Genomic DNA, 23,390 nt, shown 5'->3' with positions numbered 1-23,390 from the left:
CTGCGCCAGCGCGCCCGCTGCCGGCGGTGTCTGGCAGCGCCGGAAATGTAGCCGATCAGCGTTTCGAAGCGCGTCGGCACCTCCCGATCGTCGAATTCCTGGGCGCAGATGCCGATCTCTGCTGCCAGATCTGTGACCAGCCGAGCCGTTGCCGACTCGATCGCCTGCCGCTCGGGCCGTTCCGCCGTCAGCCGCTCGGCTTCCGCCGCCAGCTTCTCCTCATCCGGCAGGGCGAGATCCCGCGCGGTTTCGGCAAGCAGCGTTGAAATCGGCCCGGGCGCATCGCCCATTGCAGCCAGAACGTTGCCGATCCGCTCGATCTCGCTGTCGAAATTCCCAGGTGCCGCCACGCCCATTCTCCCGCCGTCTGAGGACCAAGATAACGCCGCTGCAGAATTATGCCACGCCGTCCCGGCTCGATTGCCGGAAAAATCGGAAGGCGGCAAAAAGTCCTGGAAGGATCAGAGCTTCAGCTTGGCGATCTCCGCATCAAGCCGGTCTTTTGCCTTTTTCGGCATCTTAGCAGCCTTCACCGCGTCGAGATTGGCCGGCGCGTCGCCGACGACGATCACCGCGACCATGCCCATGCCGAAATGCGGCGTGCATTTGAAGACGTAGACGCCCGGCTTGTCTGCGGTGAAGGAAACTTCCTGGCTGATCTTGCCTTTGATTTCGGCGACCCCTTCCGGCACCAGGCCGGGCATCGAAACCACGTCATGCCCCTTGTCGACCGGCACGAACTTGATCGTATCGCCCGGCTGCGCCTTCACGGCCGCCGGCTCGAACACCATGGCCTCGCCGTCGCTGCCCTTGTTGAGCATCTTCACCTCGATTTCGGCGCTGAAGGCCGGCAGAGCGAACAGGGCGAGGCTGGTGGCAAGGGTAAAGGTTTTGGTGGTCTTGCGCATGCGGGGAACTCCAGCTGGGAACCACCGTCCCATAAGGCCGGGACGTTTCGGATGTGATACATAAATATGTTTCCGGCCGCAGACTTTGACCAGCATCAATTTTGCCGCGCCGCCGCCGTCTTCCGTTGCGTACGGTGAACGGAGGTTTAAATTCCGAGCATCAATCGCAATGCATCTGATCTTCCCAATGCCGCCGGCAGAGCGAAACATATTTTTCGCTGCCGCCGACATCGACCTGGGCACCTTCGCGCACCAGCTTGCCGTCCTCGTCGAGCCTCACCACCATGGTCGCCTTGCGCCCGCAATGGCAGATGGTGCGCACCTCGCGCAGCTCGTCGGCGATCGCCAGCAGTTCCAGCGAGCCGGGAAACAGCTTGCCCTGGAAATCGGTCCTCAAGCCATAGGTCATTACCGGGATGCCGACCCGGTCGGAAATCCGGGCGAGCTGCCAGACCTGCTCGGGCGACAGGAACTGCGCCTCGTCGACGAACACGCAGGCGATCGGCTCCTCCCGGTGCATCGCCTCGATGCCCATAAAGAGATCGTCGGACGGCCCGAAGGGAATGGCATCCGAAGAAAGCCCGATCCGCGAGGCAACGCGGCCCCGGCCGGCGCGGTCGTCCAGCAACGCCGTGAAGATCGTCGTGCGCATGCCGCGCTCCCGGTAGTTATAGGAAGCCTGCAGCAGCATGGTCGACTTGCCGGCGTTCATCGTCGCGTAGTGGAAATAAAGCTTGGCCATATCTGCCTTCTGATCGCGATCGGGATTCGAAAAAAGCGGGTTTTGCCGAAAACCACAGGAAACTGTAGACTGCGCAACGCTGGGCGAGAAAGTCACAAATGTCGCAAATGCACCCCATTGTCCGCCGCGAATGCGCGCGCTTGCCTCGTCGCAGCATATATTGATAATGGCGGGAACCAAAAAAACGGGAGCAGCCCATGCGCATGACTACCACACTGAAGACCACGCTCGTCGCTGCCGCATCGATCCTCGCGATCGTCGGCACGGCATCTGCCGCCGAACCGGAAGCCTGCAAGACCGTCCGAATCTCGGATGTGGGCTGGACCGACCTTGCCTCGACCAACGCATCCTTCATCCAGGTCCTCGAGGCCCTCGGCTACAAGGCCGACGTCAAGACCCTCGGCGTCCCGGTCACCTATTCTTCGATGAAGAACAAGGATATCGACCTCTTCCTCGGCAACTGGATGCCAGCGCAGAAGGACGCGCTGCAGCCTTATCTCGACGACAAGTCGATCGAGAGCATCGCCGTCAATCTTGAAGGTGCCAAGTACACGCTCGGCACCAATGCCGCCGGCGCCAAGCTCGGCATCAAGGACTTCAAGGATATCGCCACCCACAAGAAAGAACTCGACGGCAAGATCTACGGCATCGAGCCGGGCAACGAAGGCAATGGCATGATCGTTTCGCTGATCGATGCCAACACATTCGGCCTCAAGGGTTTCCAGGTCGTCGAATCCTCCGAGCAGGGCATGCTGACCCAGGTCACCCGCGCCGACAAGGACAGCAAGCCGGTCGTCTTCCTCGCCTGGGCGCCGCATCCGATGAACGTCGCCCATGAGATCACCTATCTCGCCGGCGGCGACGCCACCGTCTTCGGTCCGAACTACGGCGGCGCGACGGTCTATACCGTGGCGCGCGGCGGTTTTGTCGCCCAATGCCCGAATCTCGGCAAGCTGCTCAAGAACGTGAAGTTCTCGCTCGACATGGAAAACACCATCATGGGCAAGATCCTCAACGACAGCGAGGATGCCAATGCCGCGGCCAAGACTTGGCTGAAAGCCAATCCGAAGGTCATCGAGCCGTGGGTTGCCGGCGTCACCACCTATGACGGCAAGGACGGCCTTGCCGCCGTCAAGAAGGCGCTCGGCCTCTAACAGTCCCGAAAATGTTTCCGGGGCGGCGCACCGCCTGCCCCGGAGCCCGCCCTTTCTCTCCTTATGGACGGCAGTTTTCTCGTGGATTGGATCGCAGACCATCGAATACCTATAGGTTCCTGGGCGAAGGCGGTCGTTGACTGGTTGACGGCGAATGCCGACTGGTTTTTCGACTGGCTTTCTTCCGTTCTCCTGGCCGTGATCGACGGGCTTTTGTGGTGTCTTGCGACACCGCATCCGCTGTTCGTTATGGCCGCCATGACCGGGCTTTCCTGGTGGCTGCGCCGTTCCCTCGTGCTCGCAGCCTTCACCTTCTTCGGTCTGCTCCTGATCTTTAACCAGGGTTACTGGAAAGAGACGACCGAAACGCTGGCTCTGGTGCTGGCGTCGACCGCCGTCAGTATGGTGGTCGGCGTGCCGCTCGGCATTGCCGCTGCCCGACGCCAATGGTTCTACGAAGCCATGCGGCCGGTCCTCGACCTGATGCAGACGCTGCCGAGCTTCGTTTACCTGATCCCGGCGCTGATCCTCTTCGGCCTTGGCATGGTTCCGGGCCTGATCGCCACCGTCATCTTCGCGATCCCGGCGCCTATCCGCCTCACCCGCCTCGGCATCGTCTCGACCCCAAGCTCGCTTCGGGAAGCGGCGGTCGCCTTCGGCGCCACTCCGTCGCAGATCCTGCGCAAGGTGGAACTGCCCTACGCGATGCCGCAGATCATGGCCGGCCTCACCCAGACGATCATGCTTTCGCTCTCCATGGTCGTCATCGCCGCCCTGGTCGGCGCCAACGGCCTCGGCGTTCCGGTACTGCGGGCGCTGAATACGGTGAATGTCGCCCGCGGCTTCGATTCGGGCCTGTGCATCGTCATCCTGGCGATCATCCTCGACCGCATGTTCCGCACATCGACGGGAGACGGCCAATGACAGCCCAGAAAACCGATTGCGTCGTTTTCGACAATGTCGACATCGTCTTCGGCGATAAGCCGGAACGGGCGCTGGCGATGGTCGACCAGGGCAAGACCCGCGACGAGATCAGTGCCGCGACCGGCATCGTCCTGGGCGTCGCCAATGCGTCGCTCACCATCCACGAGGGCGAAATCCTCGTCCTGATGGGCCTGTCCGGCTCGGGCAAATCAACGCTGCTGCGCGCCGTCAACGGGCTGGCCCCGGTCGTGCGCGGCAATGTCAGCGTCGCCACGTCCTCGGGCCCGGTCGATCCCTACAAGTCGAGCCCCAAAGTGCTGCGCGATCTGCGCATGCACACGGTCTCGATGGTCTTCCAGCAGTTCGGCCTTCTCCCCTGGCGCACGGTCGCTGAAAATGTCGGCTTTGGGCTGGAACTTGCCGGCGTTCCGGATGCCGAGCGTGCCAAGCAGGTCAACGAACAGCTCGAACTGGTCAACCTGACGAAATGGGCGGGCCGCAAGGTGGGCGAACTCTCCGGCGGCATGCAGCAGCGCGTCGGCCTTGCCCGCGCCTTTGCCACCGGTGCGCCGATCCTGCTCATGGACGAGCCCTTCTCGGCGCTCGATCCGCTGATCCGCACCCGCCTGCAGGACGAGCTTCTCGAATTCCAGCGCCGGCTGAAGAAGACTATCCTCTTCGTCAGCCACGATCTCGACGAAGCCTTCCGGATCGGCAATCGCATCGCCATCATGGAGGGCGGGCACATCATCCAATGCGGTACGCCGCAGGAGATCGTCCGGGCGCCGGCCGACCAGTATGTCGCCGATTTCGTGCAGCACCTCAACCCGATCAGCATGCTGACCGCAGGCGACGTGATGCGGGCCGGAGTAAGCACCACGGCAGGCACCACGACTGTCGCTGGCACCGCGCTGTCGACAACGCCGCTCGTCGATATCCTCGATGCTCTGTCGCGTCAGCCGGGCGCCATCGGGGTGGTCGACAACGGCACGATCATCGGCACCATTTCGTCCGATGACGTGATTGCCGGCCTGACACGCCATCGCCGACGCGACGGCTGATAAGCTGAGCCGCAAAATCACCTTTCGTTTAGTGTCGCCGGATGGTATGCCGACGGCTGAGCCGGGTCGCTTTCCCGGCAACTGAACAAGGAGCGGGACGCGTTGGCGGACGAACAGCAGACAGGGAAGACCGACAGGCCGCAGGTGCTGCGTGACACCGACGACGAGGCCCGCCGGCTTGCCCGCACGCTGGTCCGTGGAGCGCGTCACATGGCGCTGGCGGTCCTCGATCCGGAAACCGGTTTCCCCTCCGCCAGCCGAGCCCTCACTGGCACCGACGTCGACGGCGTGCCGGTCATTCTCGTCTCCGGCCTCTCCGGCCATACGAAAGGCCTCATCGCCGACCCACGCTGCTCGCTTCTGGCCGGCGAGCCGGGCAAGGGCGATCCGCTCGCCCATCCTCGGATTACCGTCCAATGTCTCGCCGAGGGCGTCGCCCGCGATACGCCCGAACATGCACGCATACGCCAGCGTTTTCTGGACCGTCATCCCAAGGCGGCATTGTATGCAGATTTCGGTGATTTCCGCTTTTTCCGAATCACGCCACAGGCAGCATCCCTGAATGGAGGATTCGGCCGTGCATACATGCTGACTGGATCTGACCTCGTGATTCCCGAGCCGGGAATCACGGCGGAGTGGCTGGACCTCCAGCAAAATGTAAAAAATATGACCGAGCAGGCTCAGAAATTTGCTGCCCATATCAGCACGGAAAACGGGAAACTCTGGCGCTTCGGAGGCGTCGATCGAGCGGGAATCGACCTTATTGCGGGGGATTTTCAACTCAGGCACGAATTCGAAGATCTTGCAAAGACTCCCGAAGCCGTTCTTGATTATGTTTTTGAGATCACTAAAATACGATAACTGGTTACCTGAAATTTAGGGATATACAATCCCTTTTGCTCCTTGCTAATTTTCACCCATAGGACGATGGGCCGGATTTTGAAGCCGGGGGCCGCTTTGGAATACGAGGGGAATTTAAAACGTATGGATACGATGGCACTATCTGAGCATTCCAACGCGGCCGCGGGCCTGCTGTCGGCCATGGCCAACCCGAAGCGGTTGATGATCCTGTGCTGCCTGGTGAAGGGCGAAGTCGCCGTGGGTGCGCTCGCGTCGCAAGTTGGCCTCAGCCAATCTGCGCTGTCTCAGCACCTCTCCAAGCTGCGGGCTCAGAAGCTGGTGAAAACCCGCCGCGATGCGCAGACCATTTATTACTCCAGCTCGTCCGAGTCGGTTCTCAAGGTCCTTGAAACGCTGGAAGAAATCTACTGTGCTCCGGTGCAGAAGAAATCCGCAGCCGCGTAGGAATGACAGCGCTGACATAGCATAACGCTGACCCGCCTCAGCGGCCGGCATAACGCCGGCGGCTGGGGCATTTCCATGCCCGCCTGCCGACCGGATATGACGCTCCGTATCCGCGCGACCACGCCTAATGCGAGGCCATGCGACGCAGCGTTGCGGTCACTTTCTGCCAATCGTAGGGTTTGGAAAAGAACACGCTGCGATCGGGCAGGTCTTCCTCGCTCAAGCGGACCTGTCCCGAAACGATGATGATCTCGATCGGCGGCCAGCGGTCGCGCACGGCAGCCGCCAGCTTCATGCCATTCATGCTGCCCGGCATGTCGATATCGGTAAAAACGATCCGGATATCCGTGCGCGTTTCCAAGATCGTCACCGCCTCATCGGCGTCGGCTGCCTCGACCGCCTCGAATCCTGCATCCTCCACGAGGTCGATTGCCATCATGCGCAGGATGGGCTCGTCCTCGACAACGAGGACAGCCTGTTTTTTTGGCGGTGCGGATCGTCCCATCCGGTCAGTCTGCCTGTGCTAGCTGAAGGAGCACAGCTGTCATCTCAGCGCTGAACCCCGGTTGATCATAACTAACGAGAACACCGCCGGTTCCGATCAATCCCATGCGAATAAGTTTTGAGCCGAAACCCGTGCGCTCCGGCTGGCGTGGGGGCGGCCCGCCGGTTTCCCGCCAGGAGAGATAGAAGGTCGCGCCGTCTCCCACACCTTCAATGCGCCAGTCGATTGCAACCCTCCCCGTATCGTTCGAGAGCGCCCCGTATTTCACCGCGTTGGTCGTCAACTCGTGCAGCAGCAGGGAAAGCGAAAGCGAGCCCTTCGGCCCGAACCGAACGTTCGGACCCTGCGCGTCGATCCGGTCCCGCATGCCGATCCCGTTCATCGTTCGGTCGACGACGGCATAGACCGAGGCGCTGGTCCAGTTCTGCTCGAACAGGATGTCATGGGCAGTGCTCAGCGCATGCAGCCGCTTCTCGAAAGCCTCCACATGGTCGCGCTCGGTCACCGGCCGGAGCGTCTGGGTAGCGATCGCCTGCACCATCGACAGGGTGTTCTTCAGCCGATGGCTCATTTCCCTGCTGAGCATCTGCTGCTCCAGCTCGGCCTGAACCCGTGACATCGCGATCTGGATGCGGTTGCCGAAGCTGCGGACGAAGGAAATCTCTTCCTCCATCCAGGGGTAAGGCTGGTCGTGATGGATGAAGGCGACGAGCCTGAAGCGCCCGAGTTCGAAGATCGGCACGTTGACGAGCACGCGGATGCCAAGCGCAAGAAGCGCCGGCGCGTGGTCGCGGGTGCGCGGATCGGTGGCGACGTCGGCGATGACAACGGCCTCCCCGCGCTTCAGGTCGTCGACAAAAGACCCGTAGTCTCGGAAATGGTGCAGTCCCGCAAGGCTTTTCACGCCCGGCGCGCACCATTCGGGCGGCACCGACACCGTCTCGTCGGCCGCGTTGACGATGCCGAAACCGGCGCGCGTCGCGTCAAGTGCCCTGGCCATCAGGTCGCCGGCGGCGATCGCCATCGATTCCATGTCGCTGAGGTCGCGCAGCCGATCGCCAAGATCGAGCAGGGCCTGCACGCGGGCAGCCTCCCGCTTGGCGGCGGTCACATCCCGGACGGTGCCGATCATCTTGACCGGCCGGCCTCTCTCATCATGGCGAAAGCTGGCATTGCGGGCGATCCAGCGCACGCCATAGCCCGGCACGCGAATGCGATATTCAACGTCGAGCGGGGCACTCCCCTTCCGTCTGGTCGCATCGTTGGACTGCAGGTCCTTGTCCTGCGCCAGGACCATCTCCTCGACCACTCGAGTGGGATAGGTATCGGCGATAGGCAGGTGGAAAATGCGGCAGAACTCCCGCGACACCCGCATCATCGAGGTCCCGATATCAATTTCGAATGTGCCGACCCTTCCTGCCTCCTGCGCCGCCAGGCTCGCATTGACGCTGGAGCGAATATTGGCGCTGATCGACTTCTGGCGCCGGAACAGGTCATCCTTGCGCTGCGAGATGCGCCGCATTTCGAGGAGCGCGATGACCTGCCGGGCAAGAGCCTGCAGCGCCGCCTTCTGCCCCTCCTCCAGCCCCTGCGGCCTCGGCTCGACATCGATGACGCAGAGCGTGCCGATCACCACCTCGTCGGGCGTGATCAGCGGTGCACCGGCGTAGAAGCGGATATACGGTTCATCGGTAACCAGAGTATTCGCGCGGGTGCGCCGGTCGAGCTGCAGGTCTGGGATGACCAGCACGTCGGAACTTCCGAGCGCATGGGCGCAGACCGACTGCTCGATCGGCGTCTCGCAAGCCTCGAACCCGACGCGCGCCTTGAACCACTGCCGGTCTTTCTCGACCAGGCTGACGAGCGCCACGGGCGTGCCGCAGAGCGTGGAAGCGACAAGCACGATATCGTCGAACTCCGGCTCCGGCTCGGTGTCCATGATATTATAGGCATCGAGCGCTTCCAGCCGCTCAAGATGGATTTGTTCGTTCGGATCGGGATCGGCCAATGAGGGTCTCGGAATTGAAGTTTCAGGCGATATTGGCAGCTTTCGCCAAAAGACCAGAGAGACGCAATCAAATTTCACGACCGGTGGAAACCGCGTTGAAATCTTGAGCCTTTATCGAAATCCGTATCGATTGCCCCACCCAGCAACGCCAGTCCGAATCGATTTCGCTCCAACGCAGGAATTCGCAGCGGCCCTTTGTTCGAAGGCGGTTGACGCCTCCGATCCCCCTGATAATTTGACCATGCAGTCAAAACTTGGTGCAATGACGCCGACCGGGAAATGGCCACCCGAAGAAACCGAATGGCCATGGAGAATGTCATGTCCAACCGCCTGAATACCACGCCCAACGACCTGCGGGCGTTCTGGATGCCATTTACGGCAAACCGCCAGTTCAAGCAGGAACCCCGCCTTTTCGTCGCTGCCAAGGATATGCACTATACGACCCATGACGGCCGCCAGGTGCTCGATGCCACCGCCGGCCTCTGGTGCGTCAATGCCGGCCACTGCCGGCCGAAGATCACCGAAGCGATCCGCGAACAGGCCGGCGAGCTGGATTATGCGCCCGCCTTCCAGCTGGGCCATCCGAAGGCGTTCGAACTCGCCAACCGCCTGGTCGATATCGCGCCCGAGGGCATGAACCACGTTCTCTACACCAATTCCGGCTCGGAATCGGTCGAGACGGCGCTGAAGGTGGCGCTCGCCTACCACCGCGTGAAGGGCAACGGCTCGCGCTTCCGCCTGATCGGCCGCGAGCGCGGTTATCACGGCGTCAATTTCGGCGGCATCTCGGTCGGCGGCATCGTCTCCAACCGAAAGATGTTCGGCACGCTTCTAACCGGCGTCGACCATCTGCCCCACACCCACCTGCCGGGCAAAAACGCCTTCACCAAGGGCGAGCCGGAACATGGCGGCGATCTCGCCACCGAGCTTGAGCGCATCGTCACCCTGCATGACGCCTCGACCGTCGCCGCCGTCATCGTCGAGCCGGTCGCCGGCTCCACCGGCGTGCTGATCCCGCCGAAGGGTTACCTGCAGAAGCTGCGCGAGATCTGCACCAAGCACGGCATCCTGCTGATCTTCGACGAAGTCATCACCGGTTTCGGCCGCCTGGGCGCCCCGTTCGCGGCTCAGTATTTCGACGTCAAGCCGGACATCATCACCACCGCCAAGGGCCTTACCAACGGCGTGATCCCGATGGGTGCGGTGTTCGTCACCTCCGAGATCCACGACGCGTTCATGACCGGCCCGGAGCACATGATCGAGTTCATGCACGGCTATACCTATTCCGGCAACCCGATCGCCTCCGCCGCCGGCCTTGCGACGCTCGAAACCTACAAGGAAGAAGGCCTGTTCGACCGCGCCCGCGACATCGCCCCCTATTGGGAAGCGGGCCTGCATTCGCTCAAAGACCTGCCGAACGTCATCGACATCCGCAACCTCGGCCTGATCGGCGCGATCGAACTCGATCCGATCGCCGGCGAACCCACCAAACGCGCCTTCACCGCTTTCCTCAAGGCCTACGAAAACGGCCTGCTGATCCGCACCACCGGCGACACGATCGCCATGTCCCCGCCACTGATTGTCGAAAAGCACCATATCGACGAGATTTTCGGGAAGTTGCGCGAGATCCTGACGAGCAATATCTGAGGCGAGGTCGAAGCGGACGGAATCTGCCCCTCACCCTAACCCTCTCCCCGCGCGCGGGGCGAGGGGACGTGCCCGTTCCAGGCCGCTGCGATTGGGGCAGACCGGTGCGGCATATCCCTTCTCCCCGTCAGAACGGGGAGAAGGTGGCGGCAGCCGGATGAGGGGCAAGCCTCGATTCGACACCCCTACGAAACAACAGAGGCGGCCCTGCGGCCGCCTCTCCATTTTCACATGAGACCTGGCCTGCTCAGCCCTTGAAAAACGCCAGAAGATCCGCATTGATCACGTCCGCATGCGTGGTCGCCATGCCGTGCGGAAAACCTTCATAGACCTTCAGCGTGCCCTTCTTGAGAAGCTTGACCGCAAGCAGGGCCGAGTCGGCGATCGGGACGATCTGGTCGTCGTCGCCATGCATGACGAGAACCGGCACGTCGATCGCCTTCAGGTCTTCGGTGAAGTCGGTTTCCGAAAAAGCCTTGATGCAATCGTAATGGGCCTTGGTGCCGCCCATCATGCCCTGCCGCCACCAATTGGCGATGACGCCTTCCGAAACGGTCGCGCCCTCACGGTTGAAGCCGTAGAACGGGCCGGCTGGTACGTCGCGGAAGAACTGCGCCCGGTTGGCAGCAAGCGCTGCACGAAAACCGTCGAAGACTTCGAGAGGCAGGCCGCCCGGATTATTGTCCGTCTTCAACATGATCGGCGGCACGGCGCCCATCAGCACGGCCTTGGCCACCCGGCCACCGCCGCCATACTGGGCAACGTAGCGGGCAACTTCGCCGCCGCCGGTCGAATGGCCGACATGGATGGCGTTTTTCAGATCGAGATGGGCTGCAAGCTCGGCGACATCGGCAGCATAAGTGTCCATTTCATTGCCGTTCTCGGTCTGGCTCGAACGGCCGTGGCCACGCCGGTCATGGGCGACGACGCGAAAACCCTGGTGCAGGAAAAACAGCATCTGGGCGTCCCAATCGTCGGCCGAGAGCGGCCAACCGTGATGGAAGACGACCGGCTGGGCGTCCTTCGAACCCCAGTCCTTGTAAAATATCTGCGTGCCGTCCTTGGTGGTGATGAAATTGCTGGTCATGGTTCTCGTGTCCTTTCGAAACTGATTCTTCAATGACTGCGACATGAATGGCGGGCGCGGCAGCAAAAATGGCCGACCAGACATTCATAATACCGTTGCGTGTCGTTCCTTTGAACCGCACCCTTCGGATTATCGCGATCTCCATACTTCGATATTTGTTATCGCGATAAACACATGGGTAGCGGCATTCTGCGATCATGTCTACAAAAATATTTATCGCGATATCGAAATCATGCTATATGTCGCGAAAACTTGGAACAGCACCGGAGCAAGCATGCCCGCCTCCCCCCTTCCGCCGCTCGACGAGCAGCTCTGCTTCTCGCTCTATACGGCCCACATCGCCATCAATCGCGTCTATAAGCCAATGCTCGACGACATGGGCATCACCTATCCGCAATACCTCGTCATGAGCGTGCTCGGCGAACAGGACGGCTCGACGATCGGCACGATCGCGGAAAGGCTGGGCCTGGAATCGAGCACCATCACCCCACCCGTCAAGCGGCTCGAACAGGCCGGACTGCTGGAGCGCCGCCGCAGCAAGACCGACGAGCGCCAGGTGCATGTCTGGTTGACCGACGCCGGCCGCGCCCTGATCGCGAAGAGCACATGCCTCGGCGAAACGTTGATCGAACGGTCCGGCATGACTCCGAAGGAATTCCAGGCCTTCAACCGTCAGGTCCGCACCTTCCTCGGCGCTCTGGAGCGCAACGCCTAGCTTCACCGGGAGTCAAGAAAACCGGCAAACATCTGCAATTTCCGGGCAATCCTTGATGAAAACCACAAAATTCGCGGCCGTTTTGTTATCTTCTTGCGGAAATCTGGCGGAATTCATACAGAATTGGTGGCCGGTCGCCGAAAGCCAAACATGGCTCGGCACGGTATCGACCGCATCGCTTTCCGTCCTTGGCACGACCGCGCCCGGCGCGACATCGAAGACGGAAGGTAGGGGTGCGGCGTTCACCGCGGGGTTGAAGCCCCCATCCAAGGAGACCAAGATGAACCTCAAGATGCTTCTGGGGGCAATGGCACTCGCCTCCCTGACTTTCGCTCCGCTTGCCCAGGCCGACATCGTCATCGGCCTGATCGCCCCGCTCACCGGCCCGGTCGCGGCCTATGGTGACCAGGTCAAGAACGGCGCCGAAACCGCCATTGCGGAAATCAACAAGAAGGGCGGCATTCTCGGCGAAAAGGTCGTCCTGAAGGCGGCCGACGACGCAGCGGAACCCAAGCAGGGCGTTTCCGCCGCCAACCAGCTGGTCGGCGAAGGCATCCGTTTCGTGGTCGGTCCGGTGACGTCAGGCGTCGCCATGCCGGCTTCCGATGCGCTTGCCGAAAACGGCGTGCTGATGGTCACCCCGACCGCGACCACACCGGCCCTCACCACGCGCGGCCTCACCAACGTGTTCCGCACCTGCGGTCGCGACGACCAGCAGGCCGTGGTCGCCGCCAATTACGTCCTGAAGACCTTCAAGGACAAAAAGGTCGCGATCATCAACGACAAGGGCGCCTATGGCAAAGGCCTCGCCGATGCCTTCAAGGCAGCGCTGAACGCCGGCGGTGTCAAGGAAGTGCTCGATGACGCCGTCACTCCGGGCGACAAGGATTTCAGCGCGCTGACGACCCGCCTCAAGTCCCAGAATGTCGACGTGATCTATTTCGGCGGTTACCACCCGGAAGGCGGCCTGCTCGCACGCCAGCTCGCCGATCTCGGCGTCAAAGCGACGATCGTCGGCGGTGACGGCCTGTCGAACAGCGAGTTCTGGAACATCGGCACCAAGGCCGCGGCCGGCACGGTGTTCACCAACGCGTCCGACGCCACCAAGAGCCCGGATTCCAAGGCTGCCGCCGAAGCGCTCGCCGCCCGCAAGATCCCCGCAGAAGCCTTCACGTTGAACGCCTATGCCGCCGTCGAAGTGATCAAGGCCGGCATCGAAAAGGCAAAGAGCGCCGAGGATACGGAAGCGGTGGCCGCGGCCATCAAGTCCGGCGAACCGATCGCCACCGCCATCGGCAAGCTCACCTATGGCAAGACAGGCGACCTCACCTCGCAGAGTTTTTCCCTGTTCAAGTGGGAAGACGGCAAGATCGTCGCCGCCGAGTGACATCTTCAAATCGCATGACCAGCGGGCGCCTTCGGGCGCTCGTTTGTTTTGAGCCTCGTTCTCGGACGCCGGCTGGGCTCACTCGACATGCACCGCCAGCGTCCGCTTCAACGTCTTCAGCACGACGCTCGTCGTGAATTTGCGGATATTCGGGTTCATCTCCATCATCCGGTCCGCCAGCACATCGAAATGCTCGACGGACTGGACGAGGATCACCAGCGTGAAATCGCCCCTGCCCGATGTTCCCCAGGCCTCCTGCACCTCCGGCGTATCCGCCACCCAGCGCAGGAAAGGCGGCATGAGCTCCGGTCGGTCGCGCTCCAGTTCCACCTCGACCAGCATGGAAACCGCCATCCCGACCTTTTTCGGATCGACGATCGAAACGTCCCGCAGGATCACCTTGTCCTCCCGAAGCTTCTGCAGCCGCCGCTGTGCCGAGGACGGCGACAGACCCGCATGCTCGGCCAGCTCGTTCAAGGTGATGGTCGCATCCCGCTGCATGAGCTTGAGGATTTGGCGATCGGCTTTCGTCAGTGCCATGAGAGAATTTCCCGACTTGGAAACAAATTCCGGGAAATACTCCTGATTATAACCACAACTTCAGGAATCCCGCCGGCTTTTCGTTTGGCATCTTAACGCCATGACACAGAACCAGCCACACCCTTCCGTCGACGGTATTCTCGCTGCGTCGAAAAGCATCGACCCCGTCTTTACCAACAGCCCGCTGATCGAGCAGCAGACGGCCAATACGGCTCTCGGCCTTCGCCTCCTTGCGAAGGTGGAGACGCTCAATCCGATCCGTTCCTTCAAGGGACGCGGCACCGACTGGTGGATGCAGAACGAACCGGCCGGCGACCACCCCGTCGTCTCCGCCTCCGCCGGCAATTTCGGCCAGGGGCTCGCCTATGCCGGCCGGGCGCACGGACGCAGGGTGGCGATCTTTTCCGCCACCACCGCCAATCCCGGCAAGATCGAGGCGATGCGCCGCCTCGGCGCCGACGTGCGGCTGGAAGGCAGCGATTTCGACGCCGCCAAAGCCGCCGCGCGTGCCTATGCGCAAGCAAATGGCTGCCCCTTTGTCGAAGACGGCGCACTGCGGAGTATCGCCGAAGGGGCAGGCACGATCGCGCTGGAGATAACCGAGCGCCTCTCCCGGCAAGCCGTCGAACTCGACGCCATCCTGGTGCCGCTCGGCAATGGCGCGCTGCTGACCGGGATCGGCACCTGGATCCGCGCCAAGGCCCCCAACTGCAAGGTCATCGGCGTGGTCGCCGCCAATGCGCCCGCCATGAAACATTCTCATGAAACCGGCCGGCTCATCTCGACGAAAACCGCAGCAACCGCAGCTGATGGCATCGCGGTTCGAGAATGCGTTCCTTACGCATTGGACTGCATGAGAACGACCGTCGACGAGGTCTGGGAAGTAAGCGAAGCCGCCATCCGCGCGGCGCGGGATTTCTGCCGCGTCCATTACGGCCTCGTCGTCGAGGAAGCTGGCGCCGCCGGCATTGCAGGTCTTCTGGAAAACGGCGCCAACCTCAAAGGCCGAACAGTCGCCACCATCCTCTGCGGCGGCAATGTCCGCACCGATATCGCATGACGTCTCGCCTGCATCGATCGCCTCTCCCCGTTTCCTCATGGAACGGCTAGGTTAGGCGACCGATTCAGCGAGGAGCCTGCCATGACCACCCGTCTCGAAACGCTCATCGACCAGGGCACCGGCCGCGAACCCGCCGATATCGTGCTGAGGGGCGGACGCTTCTTCGATCTCGTCACCGGCGAGCTCGTCGCCTCCGACATCGCCATCAGTAGTGACCGCATCGTCGGCACCTGCGGCAACTACACCGGCAAGACCGAGATCGACATTTCCGGCAAAATCGTCGTCCCCGGCTTCATCGACACACATCTGCACATCGAGAGCTCGCTGGTCACCCCACACGAATTCGACCGCTGCGTCCTGCCCTACGGCGTCACGACCGCGATCTGCGATCCCCACGAGATCGCCAACGTGCTCGGCACCGAGGGCATACAATTTTTCCTGGATTCCTCGCTCGAAACGATCATGGACATCCGCGTCCAGCTCTCCTCCTGCGTGCCGGCCACCCATCTGGAGACGGCCGGCGCGGACCTGCCGATCGAAAAGCTGCTGCCCTTCCGCGATCACCCCAAGGTCATCGGCCTTGCCGAATTCATGAATTTCCCAGGCGTCATTTATAAGGACCCGATCTGCCTCGCCAAGCTCGACGCCTTCTACGGCGACCATATCGATGGCCACGCACCGCTGCTGCGCGGCAATGATCTGAACGGGTACCTCTCCGCCGGCATCCGCACCGAGCACGAATGCACCACCGCCGAGGAGGCGCTAGAAAAGATCCGCAAGGGCATGCATATCCTGGTGCGCGAAGGCTCGGTCTCTAAGGATCTCCACGCGCTGATGCCGCTCCTCACCGAGCGGCTGTCACCCTACCTCGCGCTCTGCACCGACGACCGCAATCCGCTCGACATCGCCGAACAGGGCCATCTCGACTACATGATCCGCACCGCGATCGCCCACGGCGTCGAACCGCTCGCCGTCTATCGCGCCGCCTCGATTTCCGCCGCCAAGGCGTTCGGCTTGCGCGACCGCGGCCTCGTCGCACCCGGCTGGCGGGCCGATCTCGTCGTCATCGACAGCCTCGAAAACTGCAAGGCCGAGATGGTCTTCTCCGCCGGCCGCAAGGTCACCGACGAACTTTTCGCCACCCGCAGGCCGGTCGCCCCGGTCGGCCTCGACAGCGTCAAGGCGCGCCCGGTGCAGGCGATGCATTTCGGCGTGCCGGTGACGGAAGGCGAAACGCCGGTCATCGGCGTGATGCCCGGAAAAATCATCACCGAACATCGCCGCTACCGCCTGCCATCGGCGGGCAACCAGACCGGCGTCGATCTCGACCGCGACATCATCAAGGTCGCGGTCATCGAGCGGCATGGCAAGAACGGTAATCATGCCAATGGTTTCGTTCAGGGTTTCGGATTGAAGAAGGGCGCGATCGCCTCGACTGTCGGGCACGACAGCCACAATATCTGCGTCGTCGGCGTCAGCGAGGACGACATGGCAATGGCCGCCAACCGCCTCGGCGAAATCCACGGCGGCTTCGTGGTGGTCGAAGACGGTAAGGTCACCGGCGAGATCGCCCTGCCGATCGCCGGCCTGATGAGCCTCGAGCCCTACGAAGTGGTGCGCGACACCCTCCACCACCTCCGCCAGGCCGCCTACGCGCTCGGAACCACGCTCCAGGAACCCTTCCTCCAGGTCGCTTTCCTGCCGCTGCCCGTCATTCCGCACCTGAAGATTTCCGACAAGGGCATGGTCGATGTCGACAAGTTCGCGCTGATCGGGTGACTTCGAAGGCCACGCGTTGGTGGTAACAACCATTGGCGAATTATTCTGTCCTCAAGAAAATTGGTTGAAAGAGGACCCAATGCCCATCGTCTTCCGTTCTGGCGCCCTGAAATTCTATTTCTATTCCAATGAAGGCGACCCGCGGGAGCCCGTACATATTCACGTCCGGGGCGGTAGCGCAAATGCGAAGATCTGGTTGGAGCCGACCATAGGAGTGGCGGAAAGCGACGGCTTCAACAGCCGTGACCTGTCTGCTATTATCCGGCTCGTCATCGACAATCGTTCTCTGATCAAGCGGGCATAGCATGAGCATTTCGGCAACTGAGGTGAAATTCGACGACGACACCATGTGGGTCTCGCTCAACGACGGCCGCACATTGGGCGTGCCGCTTGCCTGGTTTCCTCGTCTGCTTCTTGCTAAGCCGGCCGATCGCCAAAAATTCGAACTGAGCCCGGGTGGCATTCACTGGGATGATCTCGACGAAGACATCTCCATCGCCGGCCTTCTGGAAGGGCGCGGCGACAGGACGGTGAAACGTCCTGCCGCATAAATCCTGTTAGGATCGTCCATGAGCAAGCTGGAGCAGATCGAGAAAGCCGTTGCCCAACTGGACCGACAAGAGCTGGAAGCATTCTCGCTCTGGTTCGAAGAATTTCAGGCTGAACGCTGGGATCGCCAGATCGAGAAAGACGATGCGGAAAGCGAATTCGATCGTCTCACAGAGGATGCCTTGACCGAATTCCGTGCGGGAAAGACAAGGTCGCTTTGATGCGCGCCGCCTCCCCTCACCTCCGCCGCAACACCATCCCCGCATGATAAAGCACGCCATCGCGAAAATCCCCGTCCGCGGTGAACCCGGTGTCGTCCTTGTAGTCGATATGGTCACCGGTCACCCAGTAGCGGCCCTCATAGGCCTTTTCCCGGGTGCCACGCGCTTCCACATAGCGGCCGTTCGGCAGCAGCTCGTGGCGGATGTGGTTGTCCTCGGTCACCCACATCCCACTGTAGGGATGTTCAGCCATGGTTTTTTCCTGTTCCGTGATGTCGTGTGCAAGCGCCGTAAACGTCGCGATAAAGGTGAAGGCCGCGGCAAAGGCGGCAAACGCGAGCAGAGCTCGGAAACCCGAGTGGGCGCGAAAAAGTCGTTCAGCCATTGAGATATTCCCTCCTGAGCATCCGTTCGCGGCGGTGTCTTTTCGTGCCGCGGGAGCGTTTGAGGAAGCCGCCGGCAAAATCGGCGGCCCAATGGAAGGGGCTTTCAAGTAAGCGCTGAAAATTGCTCATCACCATCTCCATTTGCGTCCGGGCTGGTTCGATCGGACGAGCCGAATATGGTGGAAAGCAGCGGGCGAGCGGTAGACCAGTTCTCCGGCATGATTGCACAATCCTCCGAAGGTGATTTGAAATGGCCGCCAGCGCCACCATATGATGTCCACACCGAACCGCCGGAATGCCGCATCTCATGACATCCGCACCTTCGAACGAGGCCTCAGATGGAAAAGCTAGACCAGATCGCTCGGTTGATTGCACAAAACACCAATGGGGATGGCGCGTTTGAGACAGTGATCCCGCGCCTGTCGGTGATCCGCATGTCGAAGCCGACCGAGCCGCTGCACGCCATCCATCAGCCGGCGGTGTGCATCATCGCGCAAGGGGCAAAGCAGGTCATGCTGGCCGACGAGATCTTTCGCTACAGCCCCCGCCAATATCTGGTCGTCTCGGTCGATATGCCCGTCACCGGCCAGGTCATCGAGGCGACGCAGGAAGAGCCCTATCTCTGCCTGCGCCTCGATCTCGACCTGAAGCTGCTGAGCGAGATGCTGGTGGACATGCCGGCTGCGCCAGGTGTCCCGGCCATGCGCAAAAAATGCATCGGCCTCAGTCATACCACGCCGGAATTCCTGGATGCCGCACTCCGCCTCGCCCAGCTTCTCGATAAGCCCGACGAGATCGCCTATCTCGCACCGCTGATCGAGCGAGAACTGATGTTCCGGCTGCTGCGTGGCGATCAGGCCGAGATGATCCGTCAGATCCTCGCCCCTGAAAACCGGTTGCAGCAGGTCAACCGGGCGATTTCCTGGATCCGCCAGAACTTTTCCGCCCCCTTTTCGATCGAGCAGGTGGCGATCGAAGCACGCATGAGCACGTCCTCTCTGCACCAGCATTTTCGCGAGGTGACGGCGATGAGCCCGCTGCAATACCAGAAGCAACTGCGCCTGCAGGAGGCCCGCCGCCTCATCCTCGGCAAGGCCATGGATGCCGCCACCGCCGCCCACGAGGTCGGTTATGACAGCCCTTCGCAGTTCAGCCGCGAATACCGCCGACTGTTCGGCGCCCCGCCGATCCAGGATATCACCCGGCTCAGAAGCGAACCTGCCCGTTACGCCGAGGCCTGATCTGCCCGATTCCCTCTTCCTGAGAATTATTCAACCAATCGGTTGACAATAAAATCGCATGCGCGCATATTCAACCACATGGTTGAATTAAGCACATATCCGATCGATACGGTCTTTCACGCCCTCAGCGACGGCACGCGCCGCCGCATGCTCCGCGAGTTGGCGCAGGGCGAGCGCACCGTCAGCCAGTTGGCCGAGCCGCACGACATGTCGCTCGCGGCGGCCTCGAAACACATCAAGGTGCTGGAAGGCGCCGGGCTGATCCGCCGCGAAATTCACGGCCGCACCCATCTCTGCCGCCTCGAACCCGGCCCGCTTGCAACCGCCCATGAGTGGCTCACCTTCTATGAGCGCTTCTGGACCAACCGGCTCGATATCCTGGAACGCCTTCTCAGGGAGGAGGACGCTCAAAAGAGCGCCCGGGACGAGGTTGGGAAGAGCCCGCTGAAATCCCCTGCCCCACGGAAATCTGAAACTGCACCTGAAACGGGAGAAGACCAATGAACGACATGACATCGTTGAACAAATATGGCGCTGTGGCCGAACCTTTCGCCTTCAGCATCCAGCGCCGGTTGCCCGGCCCCATCGAACGAATCTGGGACTATCTCACCGACAGCGACCTTCGCCGCCAGTGGCTCGCATCGGGCATCATACCGGCACAGGCGGGCAGTTCCTTCGAACTCACCTGGCGCAACGACGAACTGGCCGGCTCGGCCGAAGGCAGGCCGGAAGGCTTTCCCGCCGAACACAGCATTCAGAGCGAGGTGATCGCCTTCGAGCCACCGCATCGGCTGGTCTTCTCGTGGCCGCCACGCGGCGAGGTCAGCTTTGAACTACAGCCGGCCGGCAGCGAAATCCTGCTCACCGTCACGCATCGGCGGATTTCCGATCGCCGCAACATGGTCATGGTCGGCGCCGGCTGGCACATGCACCTCGACATCCTGGTCGCCCGGGCGACCGGCGCCAAGCCGGAACCGTTCTGGGAAGGATGGAGCCGCCTCAAGGAAGAATACGACCGCCGCATCCCGGCCTGAAGCACGGTCGTCGCCTCCGCCCCATGATCCACGATGCCTCGGGAGACTCGGGGCGGAGGTTTCGCCAACGCTCACCGCCCGCGATCGGGCTATCTCAGGGAGAAAAAAGATGAGCACCCGTTTTACCGGCGGATGCGCCTGCGGCGCACTTCGTTATGAAATCTCCGCCGAACCGGCGGTCATGGTCGATTGCCAGTGCCGCCAGTGCCAGCGCGAAAGCGGCACCGGCCACGCCTCGCACCTCACCTTCCCAAGCGCTGCCGTCAAGGTCGAGGGCAATGCGACCCATTGGGAGGCGACCGGCGACGGCGGAACCGTCAAAAGGCGGGCCTTCTGCCCCACCTGCGGGTCGCCGGTCTACATGACGTTCCCGGCCATGCCGGATTATTTCGTCGTCCGCGCCGGCAGCCTCGACGATCCGAGCCTATACAAGCCGCAATTCGTGACCTGGCATGCCGCAGGCCACGCATGGGACCACCTCGATCCGGCCCTGCCGAAATTCGAGAATATGCCGACGGCTTGAAGGACCGTCACACCCGCGCGCAGAACACGTCAAGGGCGTCGAGCTGCACCACGCCCTTCTCAAGCCGCGATACGAAGCCCGGCAGGTTGACCGGCAGGATTTCGCTCAGCCGTTTCGGCAGGGTGAAATCCTGGGCCTTGCGGGTCAGGTTGAAGACGAACAGCAGCTTTTCGCCGCCTTTCTCGCGCACGAAGGCGAGCAGGTCCTGATTGGTATCGAGGAAGGTCATGTCGCCGTCGACAAGCGGCGGATGCGCCTTGCGAAAGGCAAGTGCCGCCCGGTAATGGTGCAGCACCGAATCCGAAAGCGCTTCCTGCGCGTCAACCGCTCGGGCCGCATGTTCGCCCGGAACCGGCAGCCAGGTTTTCGAACCCGTGGTGAAGCCCGCATGCGGTTCGCTCGCCTCCCAGACCATCGGCGTACGGCATCCGTCGCGCCCCTTGAAGGCCGGCCAGAAGCGGATGCCGTAGGGATCGCGCAGATCCTCGAAGGAAAGCTCCGCCTCGGTCAGCCCCAATTCTTCGCCCTGATAGAGGCAGATCGAGCCGCGCAGAACCGAGATCAGTGTGATCGACAATTTGGCGACCCGGTCCTGTTCTTCCGGAGCCTCGATGAAGCGGGTCACATGCCGCACCACGTCGTGGTTGGAAAAGGCCCAGCACACCCAGCCGTTGGTCACTGTGTCCTGCACGGTCGTCATTACCTTGCGGATATAGGCCGCGTTGAAGGCCGGGCCGAGCAGGTCGAACGTATAGCACATATGCAGCTTGTCGTTGCCGCTGGTGTAGATCGCAAGCGTCGTCAGCGAGCGCGGGCCGTCGCCGACCTCGCCGACCGTCGCGCGCCCCTCATAGGTGTCGAGCAGCGCCCGAAGCCGCTTCAGGAAGTCGATATTCTCCGGCTGGCTCTTGTCGTAGAGGTGGTTCTGCATCGAATAGGGGTTGGTATCGGTCTCCATGCCGGCACCGTCCGTGTCGTAGACCATCGGCGGGTTGTTGCGCAGCTGCTTGTCGTGGAAATAGTAGTTGACCGTATCGAGCCGGAACCCGTGCACCCCGCGGTCGAGCCAGAAACGCACCGTGTCCAGCATGGCGCTCTGGACATCGGGATTGTGGAAATTGAGGTCCGGCTGGGCGATCAGGAAGTTGTGCATGTAATATTGCTTGCGCACGCCGTCCCATTCCCATCCCGGCCCGCCGAAGATCGACAGCCAGTTGTTGGGCGCCGTGCCGTCCGGCTTCGGATCGGCCCAGACATACCAGTCCGCCTTCGGATTGGTACGGCTTGAGCGGCTTTCGACGAACCACGGATGCCGGTCGGAGGTGTGGGAAATCACCTGGTCGATGATCACCTTCAGCCTCAGGCGTTCGGCTTCCGCCATCATCTCGTCGAAATCGGCAAGCGCGCCGAACATCGGATCGACATTGCGGTAATCCGAGACGTCGTAGCCCATATCGGCCATCGGCGAAGTGAAGAAGGGCGAAAGCCAGATTGCGTCGACGCCGAGCGAGGCGACATGCGGCAGGCGGGCGGTGATACCCTTGATATCGCCAATCCCGTCACCGGTCGTGTCCTGAAAGGAGCGCGGATAGATCTGGTAGATCACCGCGCCGCGCCACCAGTTTGCATCGACCGCCTTCACCGCCTGTGTCGCCATCGTCCGACTCTCCTTCCTCAAATGTTCCAGCCCAACCTAGTGCCCCCCGTTCAAAAGACAACGCATAAGCAAGGCTCTGCGAAGTTCCGGATCCACTCTCTTGCCACGGCTGAAACTTCGGCCTATGCGAGTTTCAAAATACGGGAGGAATGCAATTGGGCGGACGGCTTCTTTCGATCGGCGAATGCATGGTGGAGCTGTCGCAGGCGGGCGAAGGCCTGCTGCGCAAAGGCTTTGCCGGCGACACCTTCAACACCGCCTGGTACGCGCGCGCCTGCCTGCCCGCCGAATGGTCGGTGGACTATTTCACCGCCGTCGGCGACGATCCCCTATCGACCGAAATGCTGTCGATGATGCGGGATGCCGGCATCGGCACCGGCTTCATCCGCCGCATCGAAGGCAAGACGCCCGGCCTCTACCTGATCACGCTGAAGAACGGCGAACGCACCTTCAGCTACTGGCGCGACACCGCCGCCGCAAAGAAACTCGCCGACGATGCCGACCATCTGCGCAGTGCTGTCGAGGCTGCCGACATCCTCTATTTCTCCGGCATCACGCTGGGCATCCTCAGCCCCGAAGCGGTCGAGACGCTGCTGTCGGAACTGCGCCGCGCCAAGGCTTCCGGCAAGATGGTCGCCTTCGACCCGAACATCCGCCCCCGCCTCTGGCCGAACAGGGATTATATGCTGAGGACGATCGAGGCAGGCGCCCGCGCGGCCTCGCTGGTCCTGCCGAGCTTCGACGACGAGACCACCCATTTCGGCGACGCGACGGTGGCCGACACCATCGCCCGCTACCATGCGCTCGGCGTCGGAGACGTCGTGGTCAAGAACGGCGCGGATGGCGCAACGCTGAGCTTCGGCGGCACCGCTCCCGTCCACGTCCCTTCGGTCAGGACCGCTGAGCTCGTCGACACCACCAGCGCCGGCGACAGTTTTAACGGCGCCTTCCTCTCCC

At 62.0% G+C, this 23,390-nt stretch carries 29 protein-coding genes; 18 read left to right on the top strand and 11 right to left on the bottom strand.

All coding sequences use genetic code 11. The features are described from left to right. The 3 genes from MOV61_RS18150 to MOV61_RS18140 all read right to left on the bottom strand — a co-directional run. A partial coding sequence (locus MOV61_RS18150; protein WP_247137582.1) for a hypothetical protein occupies positions 1-350 on the bottom strand: 350 nt, incomplete at its 3' end. Positions 351-461: 111 nt separating this feature from the next. Then, the gene (locus tag MOV61_RS18145; protein WP_038544326.1) at positions 462-908 is read right to left on the bottom strand and encodes a pseudoazurin; all 447 of its coding nucleotides are present in this window, start codon (positions 906-908) and stop codon (positions 462-464) included. Positions 909-1,068: 160 nt separating this feature from the next. Beyond that, positions 1,069-1,650 carry a thymidine kinase gene (locus MOV61_RS18140; RefSeq protein WP_247137581.1) on the bottom strand — a complete coding sequence of 194 codons (582 nt, stop codon included), beginning with the start codon at positions 1,648-1,650 and terminating at the stop codon, positions 1,069-1,071. A gap of 197 nt (positions 1,651-1,847) precedes the next feature. Here MOV61_RS18140 and choX point away from each other — a divergent pair, with 197 nt between their 5' ends. The 5 genes from choX (at position 1,848) to MOV61_RS18115 (ending at position 6,094) form a co-directional block, all read left to right on the top strand. Beyond that, positions 1,848-2,804, top strand: coding sequence for a choline ABC transporter substrate-binding protein (gene choX, locus MOV61_RS18135; RefSeq protein WP_038544330.1), 957 nt, complete (start codon positions 1,848-1,850; stop codon positions 2,802-2,804). An 81-nt stretch (positions 2,805-2,885) separates the two neighbouring features. Beyond that, positions 2,886-3,728 carry a choline ABC transporter permease subunit gene (gene choW / locus MOV61_RS18130; protein WP_038549479.1) on the top strand — a complete coding sequence of 281 codons (843 nt, stop codon included), beginning with the start codon at positions 2,886-2,888 and terminating at the stop codon, positions 3,726-3,728. After that, positions 3,725-4,789: a choline ABC transporter ATP-binding protein gene (gene choV / locus MOV61_RS18125; protein ID WP_038544332.1), complete on the top strand. Its 1,065-nt coding sequence runs from the start codon at positions 3,725-3,727 to the stop codon at positions 4,787-4,789. The genes choW and choV overlap by 4 nt, the downstream gene beginning before the upstream one ends. A gap of 102 nt (positions 4,790-4,891) precedes the next feature. Next, positions 4,892-5,650, top strand: coding sequence for a HugZ family protein (locus MOV61_RS18120; protein WP_247137580.1), 759 nt, complete (start codon positions 4,892-4,894; stop codon positions 5,648-5,650). Positions 5,651-5,773: 123 nt separating this feature from the next. Continuing rightward, positions 5,774-6,094 carry a helix-turn-helix transcriptional regulator gene (locus MOV61_RS18115; RefSeq protein WP_038544336.1) on the top strand — a complete coding sequence of 107 codons (321 nt, stop codon included), beginning with the start codon at positions 5,774-5,776 and terminating at the stop codon, positions 6,092-6,094. A 124-nt stretch (positions 6,095-6,218) separates the two neighbouring features. Here the strand turns inward: MOV61_RS18115 and MOV61_RS18110 are convergent, their stop codons facing one another. Together MOV61_RS18110 and MOV61_RS18105 are read right to left on the bottom strand one after the other, a co-directional pair. Continuing rightward, the gene (locus tag MOV61_RS18110; RefSeq protein WP_038588450.1) at positions 6,219-6,599 is read right to left on the bottom strand and encodes a response regulator; all 381 of its coding nucleotides are present in this window, start codon (positions 6,597-6,599) and stop codon (positions 6,219-6,221) included. 4 nt (positions 6,600-6,603) lie between these two features. Next, a complete protein-coding gene (locus MOV61_RS18105; protein WP_247137579.1) occupies positions 6,604-8,607 on the bottom strand; it encodes a GAF domain-containing protein in 2,004 nt (667 codons plus the stop codon). A 318-nt stretch (positions 8,608-8,925) separates the two neighbouring features. On the opposite strand from MOV61_RS18105, the gene MOV61_RS18100 reads away from it, so the two are divergent. Continuing rightward, entirely contained in the window at positions 8,926-10,254 is a 1,329-nt protein-coding gene (locus tag MOV61_RS18100; protein WP_105429228.1) for an aspartate aminotransferase family protein, read from the top strand. 247 nt (positions 10,255-10,501) lie between these two features. On the opposite strand, the gene MOV61_RS18095 is transcribed toward MOV61_RS18100, so the two are convergent. Then, positions 10,502-11,341 carry an alpha/beta fold hydrolase gene (locus tag MOV61_RS18095; protein WP_247137578.1) on the bottom strand — a complete coding sequence of 280 codons (840 nt, stop codon included), beginning with the start codon at positions 11,339-11,341 and terminating at the stop codon, positions 10,502-10,504. A 274-nt stretch (positions 11,342-11,615) separates the two neighbouring features. On the opposite strand from MOV61_RS18095, the gene MOV61_RS18090 reads away from it, so the two are divergent. Further along, positions 11,616-12,056, top strand: a complete 441-nt coding sequence (locus MOV61_RS18090; protein ID WP_038549487.1) for a MarR family winged helix-turn-helix transcriptional regulator — start codon at positions 11,616-11,618, stop codon at positions 12,054-12,056. Between the two features lie 12 nt (positions 12,057-12,068). Here MOV61_RS18090 and MOV61_RS18085 read toward each other — a convergent pair whose 3' ends face one another. After that, positions 12,069-12,335: a hypothetical protein gene (locus MOV61_RS18085; protein WP_247137577.1), complete on the bottom strand. Its 267-nt coding sequence runs from the start codon at positions 12,333-12,335 to the stop codon at positions 12,069-12,071. Between the two features lies 1 nt (position 12,336). On the opposite strand from MOV61_RS18085, the gene MOV61_RS18080 reads away from it, so the two are divergent. Next, positions 12,337-13,443, top strand: coding sequence for a branched-chain amino acid ABC transporter substrate-binding protein (locus tag MOV61_RS18080; RefSeq protein ID WP_247137576.1), 1,107 nt, complete (start codon positions 12,337-12,339; stop codon positions 13,441-13,443). 78 nt (positions 13,444-13,521) lie between these two features. Here the strand turns inward: MOV61_RS18080 and MOV61_RS18075 are convergent, their stop codons facing one another. Beyond that, positions 13,522-13,983 carry an Lrp/AsnC family transcriptional regulator gene (locus MOV61_RS18075; protein WP_247137575.1) on the bottom strand — a complete coding sequence of 154 codons (462 nt, stop codon included), beginning with the start codon at positions 13,981-13,983 and terminating at the stop codon, positions 13,522-13,524. A gap of 100 nt (positions 13,984-14,083) precedes the next feature. On the opposite strand from MOV61_RS18075, the gene MOV61_RS18070 reads away from it, so the two are divergent. The 5 genes from MOV61_RS18070 (at position 14,084) to MOV61_RS18050 (ending at position 17,592) form a co-directional block, all read left to right on the top strand. Then, positions 14,084-15,043 carry a threonine/serine dehydratase gene (locus MOV61_RS18070; RefSeq protein WP_247137574.1) on the top strand — a complete coding sequence of 320 codons (960 nt, stop codon included), beginning with the start codon at positions 14,084-14,086 and terminating at the stop codon, positions 15,041-15,043. 81 nt (positions 15,044-15,124) lie between these two features. Next, positions 15,125-16,822 carry an adenine deaminase gene (ade, locus tag MOV61_RS18065; RefSeq protein ID WP_247137573.1) on the top strand — a complete coding sequence of 566 codons (1,698 nt, stop codon included), beginning with the start codon at positions 15,125-15,127 and terminating at the stop codon, positions 16,820-16,822. A gap of 79 nt (positions 16,823-16,901) precedes the next feature. Further along, on the top strand, positions 16,902-17,126 hold the full coding sequence (locus tag MOV61_RS18060) for a DUF4160 domain-containing protein (protein ID WP_247137572.1): 225 nt from the start codon (positions 16,902-16,904) through the stop codon (positions 17,124-17,126). 1 nt (position 17,127) lies between these two features. Beyond that, positions 17,128-17,373 carry a DUF2442 domain-containing protein gene (locus MOV61_RS18055; RefSeq protein ID WP_038544351.1) on the top strand — a complete coding sequence of 82 codons (246 nt, stop codon included), beginning with the start codon at positions 17,128-17,130 and terminating at the stop codon, positions 17,371-17,373. Positions 17,374-17,391: 18 nt separating this feature from the next. Continuing rightward, complete coding sequence (locus MOV61_RS18050) at positions 17,392-17,592, top strand: hypothetical protein (RefSeq protein ID WP_038544353.1); 201 nt, start codon at positions 17,392-17,394, stop codon at positions 17,590-17,592. Positions 17,593-17,608: 16 nt separating this feature from the next. Here MOV61_RS18050 and MOV61_RS18045 read toward each other — a convergent pair whose 3' ends face one another. Both MOV61_RS18045 and MOV61_RS18040 read right to left on the bottom strand, forming a co-directional pair. After that, entirely contained in the window at positions 17,609-17,977 is a 369-nt protein-coding gene (locus MOV61_RS18045; protein WP_247137571.1) for an Atu4866 domain-containing protein, read from the bottom strand. After that, positions 17,970-18,107 (bottom strand): hypothetical protein, encoded by a 138-nt coding sequence (locus MOV61_RS18040; RefSeq protein ID WP_247137570.1) that lies wholly within the window; start codon positions 18,105-18,107, stop codon positions 17,970-17,972. The genes MOV61_RS18045 and MOV61_RS18040 overlap by 8 nt, the downstream gene beginning before the upstream one ends. A 209-nt stretch (positions 18,108-18,316) precedes the next feature. Between MOV61_RS18040 and MOV61_RS18035 the strand changes: the two genes are divergently transcribed. From MOV61_RS18035 to MOV61_RS18020, 4 genes are all read left to right on the top strand, one after another. After that, positions 18,317-19,219 carry an AraC family transcriptional regulator gene (locus MOV61_RS18035; protein ID WP_247137569.1) on the top strand — a complete coding sequence of 301 codons (903 nt, stop codon included), beginning with the start codon at positions 18,317-18,319 and terminating at the stop codon, positions 19,217-19,219. Between the two features lie 78 nt (positions 19,220-19,297). Further along, positions 19,298-19,723, top strand: a complete 426-nt coding sequence (locus MOV61_RS18030; RefSeq protein WP_038544358.1) for a helix-turn-helix transcriptional regulator — start codon at positions 19,298-19,300, stop codon at positions 19,721-19,723. Beyond that, a complete protein-coding gene (locus MOV61_RS18025) occupies positions 19,720-20,253 on the top strand; it encodes an SRPBCC family protein (protein WP_247137568.1) in 534 nt (177 codons plus the stop codon). The genes MOV61_RS18030 and MOV61_RS18025 overlap by 4 nt, the downstream gene beginning before the upstream one ends. A 109-nt stretch (positions 20,254-20,362) precedes the next feature. Further along, positions 20,363-20,776, top strand: a complete 414-nt coding sequence (locus MOV61_RS18020; protein ID WP_247137567.1) for a GFA family protein — start codon at positions 20,363-20,365, stop codon at positions 20,774-20,776. Positions 20,777-20,783: 7 nt separating this feature from the next. On the opposite strand, the gene MOV61_RS18015 is transcribed toward MOV61_RS18020, so the two are convergent. Beyond that, positions 20,784-22,433, bottom strand: a complete 1,650-nt coding sequence (locus MOV61_RS18015) for an alpha-glucosidase family protein (protein ID WP_247137566.1) — start codon at positions 22,431-22,433, stop codon at positions 20,784-20,786. Positions 22,434-22,588: 155 nt separating this feature from the next. Here MOV61_RS18015 and MOV61_RS18010 point away from each other — a divergent pair. Continuing rightward, positions 22,589-23,390, top strand: an 802-nt coding sequence (locus tag MOV61_RS18010; RefSeq protein ID WP_247137565.1) for a sugar kinase, incomplete at its 3' end; no start/stop codon positions are given.

This window comes from Neorhizobium sp. BETTINA12A (assembly GCF_023006485.1).
Taxonomy (GTDB): domain Bacteria; phylum Pseudomonadota; class Alphaproteobacteria; order Rhizobiales; family Rhizobiaceae; genus Neorhizobium.
Note: the sequence above shows the minus strand (reverse complement) of the source record. Positions and strands in the feature narration are given on the sequence as shown.